Annotated in this window: 12 protein-coding genes and 1 pseudogene; all 13 read left to right on the top strand. The window is 65.6% G+C overall.

The window, feature by feature from the left end; translation table 11 throughout:
- Window positions 1–196 (top strand): hypothetical protein (locus tag ACIQ51_RS12825; RefSeq protein ID WP_396205446.1); only part of this gene is annotated, 196 nt, incomplete at its 5' end.
- 62 nt (window positions 197–258) lie between these two features.
- On the top strand, window positions 259–1,239 hold the full coding sequence (locus ACIQ51_RS12820) for a hypothetical protein (protein WP_396205445.1): 981 nt from the start codon (window positions 259–261) through the stop codon (window positions 1,237–1,239).
- Window positions 1,240–1,473: 234 nt separating this feature from the next.
- Window positions 1,474–2,496, top strand: coding sequence for a GGDEF domain-containing protein (locus ACIQ51_RS12815; protein WP_396205444.1), 1,023 nt, complete (start codon window positions 1,474–1,476; stop codon window positions 2,494–2,496).
- Window positions 2,496–2,588, top strand: a pseudogene (locus ACIQ51_RS12810) (zinc-ribbon domain-containing protein); the annotation flags it as partial. The gene ACIQ51_RS12815 and the pseudogene ACIQ51_RS12810, both read left to right, overlap by 1 nt.
- 342 nt (window positions 2,589–2,930) lie before the next feature.
- On the top strand, window positions 2,931–3,119 hold the full coding sequence (locus ACIQ51_RS12805; protein WP_396205448.1) for a hypothetical protein: 189 nt from the start codon (window positions 2,931–2,933) through the stop codon (window positions 3,117–3,119).
- A gap of 160 nt (window positions 3,120–3,279) precedes the next feature.
- A protein-coding gene (gene prfB / locus ACIQ51_RS12800; RefSeq protein WP_396205443.1) for a peptide chain release factor 2 occupies window positions 3,280–4,405 on the top strand; the annotation gives its coding sequence in 2 pieces (ribosomal slippage) (window positions 3,280–3,342 and window positions 3,344–4,405; 1,125 coding nt in all).
- An 11-nt stretch (window positions 4,406–4,416) separates the two neighbouring features.
- Window positions 4,417–5,949, top strand: a complete 1,533-nt coding sequence (gene lysS, locus ACIQ51_RS12795) for a lysine--tRNA ligase (RefSeq protein WP_396205447.1) — start codon at window positions 4,417–4,419, stop codon at window positions 5,947–5,949.
- Window positions 5,950–5,965: 16 nt separating this feature from the next.
- Window positions 5,966–7,216 carry an FtsX-like permease family protein gene (locus tag ACIQ51_RS12790; protein ID WP_396205442.1) on the top strand — a complete coding sequence of 417 codons (1,251 nt, stop codon included), beginning with the start codon at window positions 5,966–5,968 and terminating at the stop codon, window positions 7,214–7,216.
- A complete protein-coding gene (locus tag ACIQ51_RS12785) occupies window positions 7,209–7,937 on the top strand; it encodes an ABC transporter ATP-binding protein (protein ID WP_396205441.1) in 729 nt (242 codons plus the stop codon). The genes ACIQ51_RS12790 and ACIQ51_RS12785 overlap by 8 nt, the downstream gene beginning before the upstream one ends.
- On the top strand, window positions 7,937–8,434 hold the full coding sequence (locus tag ACIQ51_RS12780) for a UvrB/UvrC motif-containing protein (RefSeq protein WP_396205440.1): 498 nt from the start codon (window positions 7,937–7,939) through the stop codon (window positions 8,432–8,434). Before ACIQ51_RS12785 ends, ACIQ51_RS12780 begins: the two co-directional genes overlap by 1 nt.
- 10 nt (window positions 8,435–8,444) lie before the next feature.
- On the top strand, window positions 8,445–9,542 hold the full coding sequence (locus tag ACIQ51_RS12775; protein ID WP_396205439.1) for an ATP--guanido phosphotransferase: 1,098 nt from the start codon (window positions 8,445–8,447) through the stop codon (window positions 9,540–9,542).
- Window positions 9,543–9,570: 28 nt separating this feature from the next.
- The gene (locus ACIQ51_RS12770) at window positions 9,571–12,084 is read left to right on the top strand and encodes an ATP-dependent Clp protease ATP-binding subunit (protein ID WP_396205438.1); all 2,514 of its coding nucleotides are present in this window, start codon (window positions 9,571–9,573) and stop codon (window positions 12,082–12,084) included.
- A gap of 178 nt (window positions 12,085–12,262) precedes the next feature.
- On the top strand, window positions 12,263–13,810 hold a 1,548-nt coding region (locus ACIQ51_RS12765; protein ID WP_396205437.1), incomplete at its 3' end, for an outer membrane protein assembly factor.

The raw sequence follows: 13,810 nt of genomic DNA, 5'->3' as shown, positions 1-13,810 counted from the left end.
CGCGGCGCTTGGCTACCGTGAACAGGCGTTCCTGCGGATCGGCTACAAGGCGCAGCAGGGCCAAGGGCGTGGCCCTTCGGTTGGGCTGGGGATCCAGCGCGGCAACATCGGCATCGACATCGCGCGTCGGTTCGATGCGCTCTCGGCGCAGCTTGGCGATCCGCCGACCTACTTCTCGTTGCGAGCGCGGTTCTGATGCGGCGCACCTTCGCACGATTCCCGTCGTGGGGTAGCGGGATGAGGCAGGCTCGCCGGCACGTGCTGCTACCACTGCTGTCCATCCTCGTGGCCGCGCCTCGCGTGCTGCTGGCGCAGGTGCCGCAGGTGGCGCCCGTGGCCCTTCAGCGCCTTGCTGGCGCTGGCAGCCAACGTGTCGCCCACCAATCTCTGGCGGGATCGTCCAACGGTGGGGAAATCGCCTCACATAGGGAGCCGTCGGCGGTGGTCGCCGACATCCAGCCTACGCGGCCTGCGCAACCTGCGCCGCCGGCCACACCGGTGGCTCCATGGTGGGCGCCGTTCGCCTCCGCCGCCATCCCGGGGGCGGGGCAGTTTACGCTCAAGCAGCAGCGGAGTGTGGCCTATCTGGTGGCGGAGACGTTTCTTGTGCTCCAGTACCTTGCTGCGCGTCGTGACGGCAACAGCGAGCGCAATGCGTACCGGGCGCTGGCGGCGGACGTCGCACGCAAGCCCTTTGGGGGGGCGCGTCCGGTGGGCAGTTGGGATTACTACGAGAATCTCGAGAAGTTTCTCGAGAGCGGCGCCTTTGACCGCGTGCCTGGCGGGGCAGTGGACCCGGAGACGGATCCGTCCACGTACAACGGCGCGCGGTGGTTGTTGGCCCGCGAAACCTTCTGGCGGAATCCCGCCGTGGCGCCCGCCGTGGGCAGCAGCGAGTACCAGCGAGCCCTGGCGTTTTATCAACGATCAGCTGTGACCGACGAGTACCGGTGGAGCTGGTTCGACGCCACGTTGGAGCAGGACGTGTATGTGCAGACGATCCGCAGCGCGAACCGCAGCTATCAGCGTGCCGTCAACATGCTGGGAGTGGTGGCGGTTAATCATCTGGCGAGCCTGATCGACGCCTATGTGAGTGTACGCATTCGGCGATTCGGCGGGGCAGGTGTTGGTGGGTTTGCCCTGACGCACGTCGAGACCGGGTATCAGCCGGCGCCAGGGGATCCGCAGCGCGGGCAGTGGCAGGCCGCCCTGCGCTTTGCCCCCACCCCGCGCCGTTAGTCGCGCCGCTCGGGCCGCAGACGGCCACGGTCGCTCCTGCGGTGGGGACTGCCGTCAGGTGCCCGGGCGTTTCCGCCATTGGGCTGGAGATGCTCCCGTAGTTTGTGACAATGGGCACTTCGTGCCGAATATCGGGCGACGATCGTCAAATGGTTGAGCCGCTGTGCGGCCACCCCGTACCGCGGCGAGCGCAGCTTACGACTGCCGGTTGTGCGGCCTCTTCGCTATTCCCCGATGAGCCAGTCGATCCACGATCGGAGCGCAGTGCTGCTGACGACGCGTCCAATGCACGCGCCGGACTGGCTGTCATCGTGGTGGACCAGCTTCGGTCCCCCGCAGGTAACGGCTGACCCCGATATGGCGGTGCAGCAAGCCTTGAAGGCGCATCCTCGGCTGATTCTGATCGACGCCTGCGGTGAGAGCGCGTGGAGCGAGCTGGCGCTTGCCGCTTGTCGTCGCCTGAAGCGCGATGCGTACACGGGCATCGTACCCGTGTTCATGATTGTGCCGCCCGCCCTGTTCGCCAGTGCGTTCGCAGCGGGTGCAGACGAGGTCGTGCGGGAGGACGGTGACGCTGACGAGGCCCTTGCGCGGATTGGCGCCATGCTACGTCGCAGCGATCGCGATACCGACGTGCACCCTTCCACGCGTCTGCCGGGCGCGCGTGAGATCGAGGCAGAGCTTGAGCGCCGAGTGCACCGTGGCGAGAAGTTCGCCGCCTGCTACGCCGACCTCGACTTCTTCAAGGAGTTCAACGACCGCTACGGCTACCACCACGGTGATCAAGTGATTCGTCTCGTGGCGCGCATTCTCCATGACGTGGTAAAGGGGCTCTGCGGCGAGGAGGGGTTCGTGGGGCATATCGGCGGTGACGATTTCCTCTACACGATCCCGCTGGCGGCGGTCGCGCGGGTCTGTGACGACGTGGTGCACGTGTTCGACGAATTGATTCCACTGCAGTATTCCGAGCAGGATCGTCGCGTGGGATACTTCTTCGGCAAAGATCGACGGGGCCAGCTCCATCGCGTCCCGCTCATGACCCTGTCGGTCGGCGTGGTGACCAACCAGCGGCGGCATTTTTCGCGTGGTACCGAGGTCAGCGAGTTGGCGACGGAAATGAAGAGTTATGCGAAGACGTTGCCGGGATCCGTCTGGGCCGTCGATCGCCGACGGTACGAACCAGCCGCCTTGGCCACGGCATCGGGGGCCGGGGCGGCCACTGACCGGCACGCTACGCGCTCACGGGGACGTGCCTGATGACGGTCGCGTGTCCTGAATGTCGATCGGTGTTCCGGGTGGATCCCGCGAAGGTACCGGCCACCGGGGTGCGAGCGCGGTGCTCGGTGTGCGGCGGCGTGATCGCGATCGCTGGTGGAACGCTCCCGGTGTTGGTGACGCCGGTGGCCTCGAGTAGGGCGGTCCCGGTGTATGGTACCGGGGGGGCGCCGGCCGCGCCGTTGACCGGGGCAACCGGGGCAACCGGGGCGACGGCCGCGACTTCGCCGCCGAGCGTCTCAGGGCCCCCGTCGGTCCCCCCCGCGCCCCCACCGTCCGCTCCGACAGCCGCTCTGGGGGCCCGCTTGCCGGGGGGGGCGCTACCTACGGCCGGTCGCCCGCCCATCAACCCGTTCCTGCGTGCAGATCCGTCGCAGCGGGCCCGGCGCCTCGCACGTGCCCTCGTCTCGGACCTGGTGGCGTATCACCCACAAAAGCGCGAGGACGGCCTTCGCGACGGAACGCTGCGCCAGCTGTTTCGCGATGAGATCAAGAAGAGCTACGAGGAGTACGTGGAGCAGATGGGTCGCGAGGCGGCCGAGGCGGCCCCGCACTTTCAGGACGCACTCAACGAAATCCTCGCGGGCGGACGCCGTCTGTTCTGATCGGGAGCGGTCGCGCGCCGCCGGTTTCCCCGAGCGGCGCCTGTTCCCGGATGCCGCGACCGGATAGCTTCCCTGTATTCGAGGGCTGGTTACGCCGCAGGCACATGTCGGGCCGCTTTCCCTTGCGGAAGGCGGCTCGTGACGTACAGGGAGAGGACGCATGCAGGATGGGGAACGGCTGAAGGTGCTCGCGAGGTCGGACGAACGACTCGCGGACATGCGGAGGTATCTTTGACGTCGAGTCGAAGCGCTCGACGCTGAATGCCTACGAGGAGGAGATGGCCGACGCGGCCTTCTGGAACGACCAGGAGCACGCGCGCGACATCGTCCAACAGGTCAAGGTGCTCAAGGGCTGGGTCGAGCCCATGGATGCTCTTACGTCGCGCATCCAGGGCGCGCGGGAGCTCGACGAGCTGCTCGAGCTGGAACCCGACCAGGGGATGAACAAGGATCTCGATCTCGAGGTCCAGCGTATCGTGTCTGAACTCGATGCGTTCGAGCTCAAGTCGCTCCTGCGCGGCAAGGACGACTTCCGCGATGCCCAGGTCGAAATCTCTGCCGGTGCCGGCGGTACCGAAGCCCAGGATTGGGCCTCGATGCTCCTGCGGCTCTACACCCGCTGGGCCGAACGCAAAGGCTTCGAGCTTGAGATGCTCGATCTCTCCGATGGGGAGGAAGCGGGGATCAAGGGGGCCGTGCTCGAGATCAAGGGGCAGTATGCCTACGGTTTCCTGCGTCCCGAGTCGGGCGTGCATCGTCTGGTGCGCATTTCGCCCTTCGACTCGCAGGCGCGCCGGCATACCAGCTTTGCCTCGGTGTTCGTGTATCCCGTCGTGAACGAAGAGATCAACATCGAGATCCGCGAAGAAGATCTGCGCATCGACGTGTACCGCGCCTCGGGAGCCGGCGGACAGCACGTCAACAAGACCTCCTCGGCCGTGCGCATCACGCACTTGCCCACGGGCATCGTCTGCGCGTCGCAGCAGGAGCGGTCGCAGTTCAAGAACAAGGCGACCGCCATGAAGCAGCTCAAGAACCGCCTCTATCAGCTCGAGGCGGACAAGCAGGCGGCGGTGAAGGCGGCCTTCGATGCGAACAAGCAGGATGTGACCTTCGGCAGCCAGATCCGCAGCTACGTCTTCCAGCCTTATACGATGGTCAACGACCACCGCACCGAGCTCAAGATCGCTGATGTCCAGAAGGTTATGGACGGCGACATCGATCCGTTCATCCAAGCCTTCCTCAAGGCCGAAAGCGAAAGCAGCGCGCAGGGAGGCGTATCGTGAGCAGTGAACCGATGAGCGGGCCGGATTCGGCGGGGCAGGAGGCGGGTGCCGCGCAGGGCCAGGAGCTCAACTTCGTGATGAAGGCCCGTCGCGAGAAGCTCGATCGCCTCCGCGCCGCCGGGGTGGAGCCATTCGGCTATTCCTTCGACCGCACGCATACGGCCGCCGAGGCGGTGGTGGCGTTGGGCACGTCGGACGAGGGCCCTGAGGTGGCGGTGGCCGGTCGCCTGGTGTCGTGGCGCAGTCAGGGCAAGACGGCGTTCGCGCACCTTGCCGACATGGATGGGCGTGTGCAGCTGTACTTCCGCAAGGATGATATCGGGGAGGCGCTCTTCGCCCAGCTTGGCGAGTACGACCTTGGCGACTGGGTGGGGGTGCGTGGGCCCATGATGCGCACGCGCACCGGGGAAGCCACGGTCAAGGTGGTGCACGCGGAGCTGCTGTCCAAGTCGCTGCGTCCGCTGCCACTGGGCAAGGAGCAGATGGTCGACGGCCAGCTCGTTCGGTACTCCGCGTTCAGCGACACTGAGCAGCGGGCCCGCCAGCGTTACGCCGATCTTGCGGTGCATCCCGAAGTGCGCGCCCTGTTCCGTGCGCGCTCCGCGCTCACGCGCACCATCCGCTCGCATCTTGACGGTCTCGGTTACCTCGAGGTGGAGACGCCGGTGCTGCAGCCACTGTACGGCGGCGCGGCGGCCCGTCCGTTCATTACGCACCACAACACGCTCGACATGCCGCTCTATCTGCGGATTGCCGACGAACTGTATCTCAAGCGCCTGATCGTGGGCGGTTTCGAGCGCGTCTACGAGATTGGGCACGACTTCCGCAACGAAGGCATCGACCGGACGCACAATCCGGAGTTCACGATGCTCGAGTTCTACGAGGCGTTTGCGGACTACACGACGATGATGTCGCGCGTCGAGTCGCTGTTGGTCGCGGCCGCGGAGGCCGTGCGCGCGATTCCGATCGTGGGGGAGAAGGTGCCGCACCTGGTGACGCCGTTCCCGCGCATCGAGTGGGTGCCGAGTCTGTCCAAGGCGGCCGGTGTCGACGTGATGGCGATCAGCGATGCGGAGCTTCGGACGCTCGCCGAACGGATCGGCGTGCAGAAGGTCGCTGCGTTGAGCCGTCCCAAGGTGCTCGACGAGATGTTCCAGGAACTTGTGGAGTCGAAGATCGACACCCCCACCTTCGTGGTCGATTATCCCAAGGAGCTGTCGCCGCTGGCCAAGCCGAAGCGAGGAGGGCCTGAGGGGATTACCGAGCGCTTCGAGCTCTTCGCGCGCGGCAAGGAGCTGGCCAATGCTTTCTCCGAGCTCAACGATCCGATCGATCAGCGTGAACGCTTCGAAGCGCAGGCGGCGTTGCGGGCGGCTGGCGATGACGAGGCGACGGGCGTGGACGAGGATTATCTGCGCGCGATGGAGTACGGCATGCCGCCCACCGGTGGCGTGGGGATCGGTATCGATCGGCTCTTCATGTACCTCACGGACACGCAGAACATCCGTGATGTGATCCTGTTTCCCACGATGCGTCCCGAGTGATCACGGGGAGCCGATCGTGAGAGATCTGGAGCTGTCGATCGCGTGGCGCTACCTGCGCAGCCGGAGAGGCTCGCGGCTGCTGTCGCTCATCAGCGTCATCGCGATTGGCGGTGTGCTGGTGGGCGTGAGCGCGCTCATTGTCATCATGGGCGTGATGAACGGGCTGCAGCGCGATCTGCGCGAGAAGATTCTGGTGGGGAGCCCTGATCTCCGGGTGCTGCCCTACGGCTCCGATATGCGCATGGCCGACTGGGCGAACCTGCTCGCCGACGTCAAGAAGGCCCCCGGCGTGGTCGAGGCCGCGCCCTTCGTGCAAACGCAGGGGCTCGTGCGAAACCTCGCCGGGTACATGGTGGGGACGCAGGTGGTGGGGATTGTGCCGGGGGGGCAGCCCGGCGACAAGGTCACGACCATTCGCGACCATGCCATCCTTGGCGACTTCCGTTTCGCGCGCGACAGTGTGGCCTTGCCGGGAGCGGTCCTCGGCAAGCTGCTGGCCTCGAAGCTCAACGCCTTTCCGGGAGACACCGTCGTGTTGCTCGGAGCGGCGGGGCTCGACATGAACGCGTCCACCGGCGCACTGGTCCCGCGCGCCGACACGGTGGTGGTATCGGGCGTGTTCGAGACGGGGATGTTCGAGTACGACGACTCCTATCTGTACCTGTCGCTCGAGGCGGGGCAGCGGTTCGCTGGATTCGGGACCGATGTGACCGGCCTTGAGGTGCGCACCACCGATCGCTGGAGCGCACCGGTGGTTGCCGATTCGCTGCGCGCGTCGCTCGAGGCCCCGGTCCGCGTCATGGACTGGCAGGAGCAGAATCGTTCGCTCTTCCAGGCGCTGAAGCTGGAGAAGCTTGGCATGAGCGTGATCCTGCTGCTCATCGTGGTCGTGGCGGCGTTCAACATTGTGAGTACGCTCACCATGGTGGTGGCCGACAAGACCCGGGAAATCGGCATTCTTCGGGCGATGGGGCTCCCGGCGGCGTCGATCCGTCGGATCTTCCTGTATCAGGGCATCGTGGTGGGGGCCGTCGGGACTGGCGGTGGCCTCGTGCTCGGGCTGATGGTGGCGCTGCTGCTCGAGAAGTACCGACTGATCGCACTCGATCCCAGCGTGTACTTCATCGATCATCTGCCGGTGGCCATTCAGGCGCTCGACGTTCTCCTGATCGTGGCGGCGAGTATCGTCATCGCGGCCGTGGCCACGCTGTATCCAGCAAAGCAGGCGGCCAGGCTCTATCCGGTCGAGGCGATTCGTCATGAGTGAGGCGACGGCGAGGCCGGCCTCCCCGGACGCCGTGCTCGAGGCTGAGGGGCTCGTCAAGGAGTTCCAAGGTGGTGACGGTGGGATCATCCGCGTGCTCGACGGGGTGTCGCTCACGGTGAAGCGCGGCGAGATGGTCGCGATTGTCGGCGCAAGCGGCGCCGGGAAGAGCACGCTGCTACACGTCCTCGGCGCGCTGGAGCGACCGTCGGCGGGGCGGATTCGTCTGGCCGGGCAGCCGGTGGAGGGGATGGCGGAGCCGGCACTCGATGCGCTCAGGAACCGCACGGTCGGCTTCGTGTTTCAATTCCATCATCTATTGCGGGAGTTCTCAGCCCTGGAGAACGTGATGATGCCGCTGCGCATCGCCGGGGAAACCATGCCTCGAGCGAGGGAGCGCGCCATGGCGTTGCTCGGGCGTGTCGGGTTGGCCTCGCGCGTCCATCATCGGCCCGGTGCCCTCTCAGGCGGTGAACAGCAGCGCACGGCCGTGGCCCGGGCGCTCGCGGCGCAGCCTGCGGTGTTGTTGGCCGATGAACCAAGTGGCAATCTCGACCGTTACAACGCTGAAGCGTTGCATGATCTGTTCGCCGAACTGGCGCGCGATCAATCGTTGGGGCTGGTCGTGGTGACCCACAACCAGTCGCTGGCCGCCCGAGCCAATCGGGCGCTATCGTTGGAGGGAGGTCAGTTGGTGCTGTCGGACGTGGGCGAGGGGGGCTGATGCTCTGCGACAACTGCAAGGAGCGCGATGCGGTGGTGCACCTGACCCGTATCGTAGACAACGCCGTCACGCAGCTCCACCTGTGCGAAAAGTGCGCGGCAGCCAAGGGCGTGGAGACCACGCTGTCGGTGCCGCAGCATCCGCTCGGGGACATCCTCCAGGCGGTGCAGCAGCAGGCGTCCACCACGAGTGAAGACGCGCCGGCCTGTGCGTTCTGCGGGGCAACGGCGCGCGACTTCCGGGCGAGCGGGCGGCTGGGCTGCCCGCACTGCTATGACGCGATGGAGCGCAGTCTCCGGGAATTGCTGCGCCGGCTCCACGGCAGCAGCCGGCATGTGGGGCAGCGCTACGAGCCCCAAGCGGCGCATCTGGTAGACAAGCCCGACACGTTGTACGACCTGCGGGATCGGCTGCGGCGTGCCATCGAGGCGGAACAGTTTGAAGTGGCGGCTGAGTTGCGCGACCGTATCAAGGTGCTGGAGACGGAGACCGTATGAGGACGGACACATGACGGCCCCCCGTCCCGGTCTCGATCTCTCGCTCCTGCCCGACGGGGGCGTGCGCTGGTTGGATGCGTCCGGCCCCAATAGCGATGTGGTGATTTCCACCCGAATTCGCCTGGCGCGCAACGTGTCGGGGTACGCCTTTACCGGGCGCGCCCGCGAAGGTGAGCGGCTGCGTATGCTGGCACAGGTGCGTGATGCCCTGACCGAGGTGCCGTCACTGAGCGGAAGCCTGCTGTTGCGCCTCGAGGATCTACCGTTGGTGGATCGCCAGCTCCTGCATGAGCGGCATCTGGTGAGCAAGGAGTTAGCGGGGCTGGACCCGCAGCACCCGGTGCGGTCGGGGGCGGCCGTGTTTCTCGGTGAGTCGGTCGGGCTGCTGGTGAATGAGGAGGACCACCTCCGGTTGCAGGCCCTCCGTTCGGGCTTTGCCGTGCCACAGGCGTTCGAAGGGGTCACACGGCTGGACCGCGAGCTGGGCGGGCAGCTGCCCTATGCGTTCCACCGGGAGTTCGGCTTCCTGACGGCCTGTCCCACCAATGCGGGCACCGGCTTGCGGGCGTCGGTGTTGATCCACTTGCCGGGGCTCGTGCTGACGAAGGAGATCGGCAAGGTGCTGGCGGGATTGCAGCAGATGGGGCTCACCTACCGCGGTCTGTACGGAGAGGGGAGCGAAGTGGTCGGCAACTTCTTTCAGTTGTCCAACCAGACCACCTTGGGGCGATCCGAAGACGAGTTGCAGGACCTGCTGGTCCGCGTGGTGCGGCACGTGATCGAGCGCGAGGAGGAAGCGCGCCGTGTGCTGGTACGTGACGCGGGGTATATTATCGAGGACAAGTTGTGGCGCGCCTACGGCACGCTGCGGTATGCCCGCAGCCTCTCGTTTGACGAGGCCATGAACTACCTGAGCGGCGTTCGCCTGGCGGTCGGCTTGAAACTGATCGCCGGGCTCAGTGTATACACACTCAACAAGCTCCTGATCTTTGCCCAGTCGGCCCATCTCGCTCATCTCGAGGGGAAGGTGCTGACGGACGGTGAGACCAACCTGGCGCGCGCCAAGTACGTGCGGCAGGTGTTGGTGAGCGAAGGCGGCGTCGAATGATCCGCTTCCCAACGACCCTGAGGGTGCGATGAACGGCTACAACTTCACCGAGCGGGTGCGAAAGGTTCTCGCCATGGCGCGCGAGGAGGCAGCACGCCTGCATCACGAGTACGTGGGCACCGAGCACATTCTGCTGGGGCTCATCCGTGAGGGTGAGGGCGTTGCGGCGGCGGTGCTGCAAAACCTCAATGTGGACCTCGACGATGTGACGCAGAAGATCGAGGACACGGTCAAGAAGGGGAAGGCGGCGCAGGCCACCGGCCCTGACCTGCCGTATACCTCGCGTGCGAAGAAGGTCCTCGAACTGGCCATGGCCGAGGCACGTGACCTCAATCACAGCTATGTGGGGACCGAGCACTTGCTGCTGGGCCTGCTCCGAGAGGAGAAGGGCATTGCGGCGCAGGTCCTCACCGATGCGGGGGTAAACCTCGAGGCGGCGCGCGCGGAAACGTTGCGACTGCTCGGCACGGAGATGCCGCAGGGGGGCACGCAGACGCCACCGCAGGACAAGGCCGGCGCCGGCGTCCCGCCGTCGGCGGCACCGGCCAAGGGCGACAAGAAGTCCAAGACGCCCGCGCTTGACCACTTCTGCCGTGATCTCACGCAGCTGGCGGCCGAGGGACAGCTCGATCCGACCATCGGTCGGGCGAAGGAGATCGAGCGCGTCATGGAAGTGCTGTCGCGTCGCAAGAAGAACAACCCGGTACTCATCGGCGAACCCGGTGTCGGCAAGACGGCCATCGTGGAGGGCTTGGCGCAGCTCATCGCCAATGGCGACTGCCCCGAGAACCTGCGCGAGAACCGGGTGCTGTCGCTCGACATGGCCGCGGTCATCGCCGGTACCAAGTACCGCGGACAGTTCGAGGAGCGCCTCAAGGCAGTCATGAACGAGATCGCGCAGAACAAGCAGGTGATCCTGTTCATCGATGAGTTGCACACCCTCGTGGGTGCCGGGGCCGCCGAGGGGGCGATCGACGCCAGCAACATGCTCAAGCCGGCGCTTGCGCGTGGTGAGTTGCAGTGTGTCGGTGCGTCCACCCTCAACGAGTACCGCAAGTACATCGAGAAGGATGGCGCGCTCGAGCGTCGCTTCCAGACCGTGGTGGTCGATCCGCCGTCGATCGATGAGACCGTGCAGATCCTGCAGGGACTGCGGAAGAAGTACGAGGATCACCACCGGGTAAACATCCCCGACGACACGCTGCTCGCCGCGGCGAAGCTGTCGGAGCGCTACATCACGGATCGCTTCCTCCCCGATAAGGCCATCGACGTGATCGATGAGGCTGGTGCGCGGGCGCGCCTGGCGGCGCAGGTGCCGCCGGCCGAGGTGGCGGATCTCAAGGAGCAGCTCGAGAAGATCAACGTCGAGAAGGAAGCGGCGGTCCGGGATCAGAATTTCGAGCGGGCGGCCTCGCTGCGCGACAACGAGCGGGAACTGCAGGCGGAGATCCGCCGGAAGCAGGAGGAATGGGAACAGCGCCGGCAGTCCTTCCGCCCCACCCTCGGCGAGGAGGAGATCTCCTTCATCGTCAGCCGCTGGACGGGCATCCCCGTTACGCGGTTGCAGGAAGCGGAGACGTCGCGCCTCTTGCGGATGGAAGACGAGTTGCACGGCACGGTGGTCGGCCAGGATGAGGCGATCAAGGCGCTCGCGCGCTCGATCCGTCGCAGCCGCGCCGGTCTCAAGGATCCGCGCCGTCCGATCGGATCGTTCATCTTCTCCGGGCCCACGGGCGTCGGGAAGACGGAGCTGGCCCGCTCCCTGGCCAAGTTCATGTTCGCCGATGCGTCAGCACTGATCCGCGTGGATATGAGTGAGTACATGGAGAAGTTTTCCGTGTCGCGGCTCATTGGTGCGCCGCCGGGCTACGTGGGCTACGAGGATTCGGGCACGCTCACCAAGGCCGTCCGTCGTAAGCCGTACAGCGTGATCCTGCTCGATGAAATCGAAAAGGCGCACCCGGATGTGTTCAACATCCTGCTGCAGGTGCTCGATGAGGGTCACCTCACCGACAACTACGGCCGCGTGATCGACTTCAAGAATACCGTGGTGATCATGACGTCCAACGTGGGCGCCAAGGACATCACGCGCGGCAAGTCGCTGGGCTTTGCCACGCAGGATGCGCGGGGCGATTTCGAGCGCATTGCCGACAAGGTGAAGGAAGAAATGGGGCGGGTGTTCAACCCCGAGTTCCTCAACCGCCTCGACGACGTCATCGTGTTCCACCCGCTGGGCAAGGAGCACATCTCGCAGATCGTGTCCATCCTCTTCGCCGATGTGCAAAAGCGCCTCGCGGAAGAAGAGATCACGATCAAGCTCACCCCGGAAGCGACCGAGTTCCTGGTCAACCATGGGCACGACGAGCATTTCGGTGCCCGCCCGCTGAAGCGCGCCATCCAGCGCTACGTGGAAGACCCGCTCTCCGAGAAGCTGCTGATGGCGGAGTTCACCCGCGGCGACGAGATCGAGGTGGCCGTGTCGGCCACCGAAAAGGAGAAACTCGAGTTCCGGGTGCTGTCTCCCACCCCGCAGGCGTCCTGAGGCGGCGGGAGGGCAACGCCAGGACCGGGTGCAGGTGTCAGACGGCCGGGCCCCATGCGGGGCTCGGCCGTTTCCCGTGTGCGGGGGTATGACCCGCCGGTCCGGAGGTCGGGACGCCCCTCAGGGGGACAAGAGGTGGGGTCCGCCCTTGCGGTGCGTCCGTTTATATTTCGAGGCTATGCTGAAACGCATTTCCCAGTTCCTGGCCCGGTTGGCCGCCCCCGTGGCGCGGCCCCTCGCCGTGCTTGCCGTGCCCGCCACCATCCTGATCGCGCCGCAGTCGTTGGCCGCGCAGGAAGTGGCGGGCCGATGCACAACCACCGATTCCGTCGTCGTGCGCGGCGCGCAGCGCGTGAACGAGGTGCGCATTCGCACGGAGTCCGGGATCACCAAGGGGAACACGCTCAATTTCCCCACGTTGCAGCGCAGTCTGAAAGCGCTCTACAACATGGGCGAGTTCCACGATGTGCAGATCCTCTGCGATCTCGAGTCGGTGCCTGGGCAAGTGCTCACGGTGATCAAGGTCGAGGAGCGGGCCATCCTCGGTGATGTGACGGTGGCGGGGCCCAAGGCGCTCTCCGAGCGGTCGATCAAGGACAAGGTGGATCTGCTGATCGGTCGCTCGATCGACCCGCTGCAGGTGGCGCGCGGCAAGGCCCGCATCGACTCCACGTATGAGGCGGCGGGGTACTACCTGGCCAAGGTCACGGTGGACTCCACGACCATGGCTGATGGCCGTCTCGCGGTGCGCTATGTGGTGGACGAGGGGCGCCGCTTGGCGATCTCCGGCATCGACATTCAGGGCAACCAGTCGGTGCGGGAGAAGACGATTGTCGGTGCCATGAAGACGAAGCCCGAGGGGTTCTGGTTCTTCCGCAAGGGCGAGTACGATGACGACAAGTATGTGGGCGATCTTGGGGAGCGCATCCCGGCCCTGTACGCGCGCCTGGGGCACGTGGACGCCCGTATTGTGAAGGACACACTCCTCGTCGATCGGGACAAGGGCAAGGGCTTGGTGCAGATCGGCGTACAGGAAGGACCGCAGTTCCGCGTTGGGAGCTTCGAGATCGCCGGGAATCGCCACTTCAACACCGAGGACCTGAAGAAGTTCTATCCCTTCGACGGCAACGAATCCGTCACGCTGACGCAGCGTGCGAAGAAGCTGATCTTCCGCCGCGCTGAGGCGCCGGAAGGGGTGTTCGATCAGGAGAAGTGGGATGCCGCCCTCGAAAAGGTGAACGGGGTGTACCGTGACAACGGGTACCTGTACGCCAGCGTGCGCCCCGTGGTCGAGCGCCGCTACGAAGGGGCGGATTCCACACCGGTCGCGAATCTGCGCTGGGAGATCGACGAGAAGAATCCGGCGATCGTGAACCGCATCGAGATCGTCGGCAACGACTTCACGAGCGACGACTGCATCCGGCGGCAGGTCTTCCTGGTACCGGGGGGACCGTTCAATCAGCAGGCGCTGATCCGGAGCTATCAGAGCATCGGCAACATGAATTTCTTCGAGCAGCCGATGGCGTTCCCCGATTATCGTCCGATCAACGATCAGGGCGACGTGGACATCGTCTTCCGTGTGAAGGAGAAGCGTACCGGCTCGGTGAACTTCGGCGCCTCCATGGGGCAGGGCGGCGTGGGCTTCGGTGGCTTCGTGGGGCTCGAGCAGCCCAACCTGTTTGGTCTGTGCAAGTCGGGGCGCCTGAATTGGCAGTACGGACGCTTC

The organism is Gemmatimonas sp., from assembly GCF_044344655.1.
Taxonomy (GTDB): Bacteria; Gemmatimonadota; Gemmatimonadetes; order Gemmatimonadales; family Gemmatimonadaceae; genus Gemmatimonas.
The sequence above is the reverse complement of the archived record's forward strand: the minus strand, read 5'-3'. Positions and strand labels throughout refer to the sequence as shown.

What these genes read in the sequence shown, in the direction of transcription:
- ACIQ51_RS12815 (WP_396205444.1), top strand. Translation starts at nt 1,474, where the DNA reads ATGAGCCAGTCGATCCACGATCGGAGCGCAGTGCTGCTGACGACGCGT.
- lysS (WP_396205447.1), top strand. Translation starts at nt 4,417, where the DNA reads ATGAGCGGGCCGGATTCGGCGGGGCAGGAGGCGGGTGCCGCGCAGGGC.
- ACIQ51_RS12785 (WP_396205441.1), top strand. Translation starts at nt 7,209, where the DNA reads ATGAGTGAGGCGACGGCGAGGCCGGCCTCCCCGGACGCCGTGCTCGAG.
- ACIQ51_RS12780 (WP_396205440.1), top strand. Translation starts at nt 7,937, where the DNA reads ATGCTCTGCGACAACTGCAAGGAGCGCGATGCGGTGGTGCACCTGACC.
- ACIQ51_RS12775 (WP_396205439.1), top strand. Translation starts at nt 8,445, where the DNA reads ATGACGGCCCCCCGTCCCGGTCTCGATCTCTCGCTCCTGCCCGACGGG.
- ACIQ51_RS12770 (WP_396205438.1), top strand. Translation starts at nt 9,571, where the DNA reads ATGAACGGCTACAACTTCACCGAGCGGGTGCGAAAGGTTCTCGCCATG.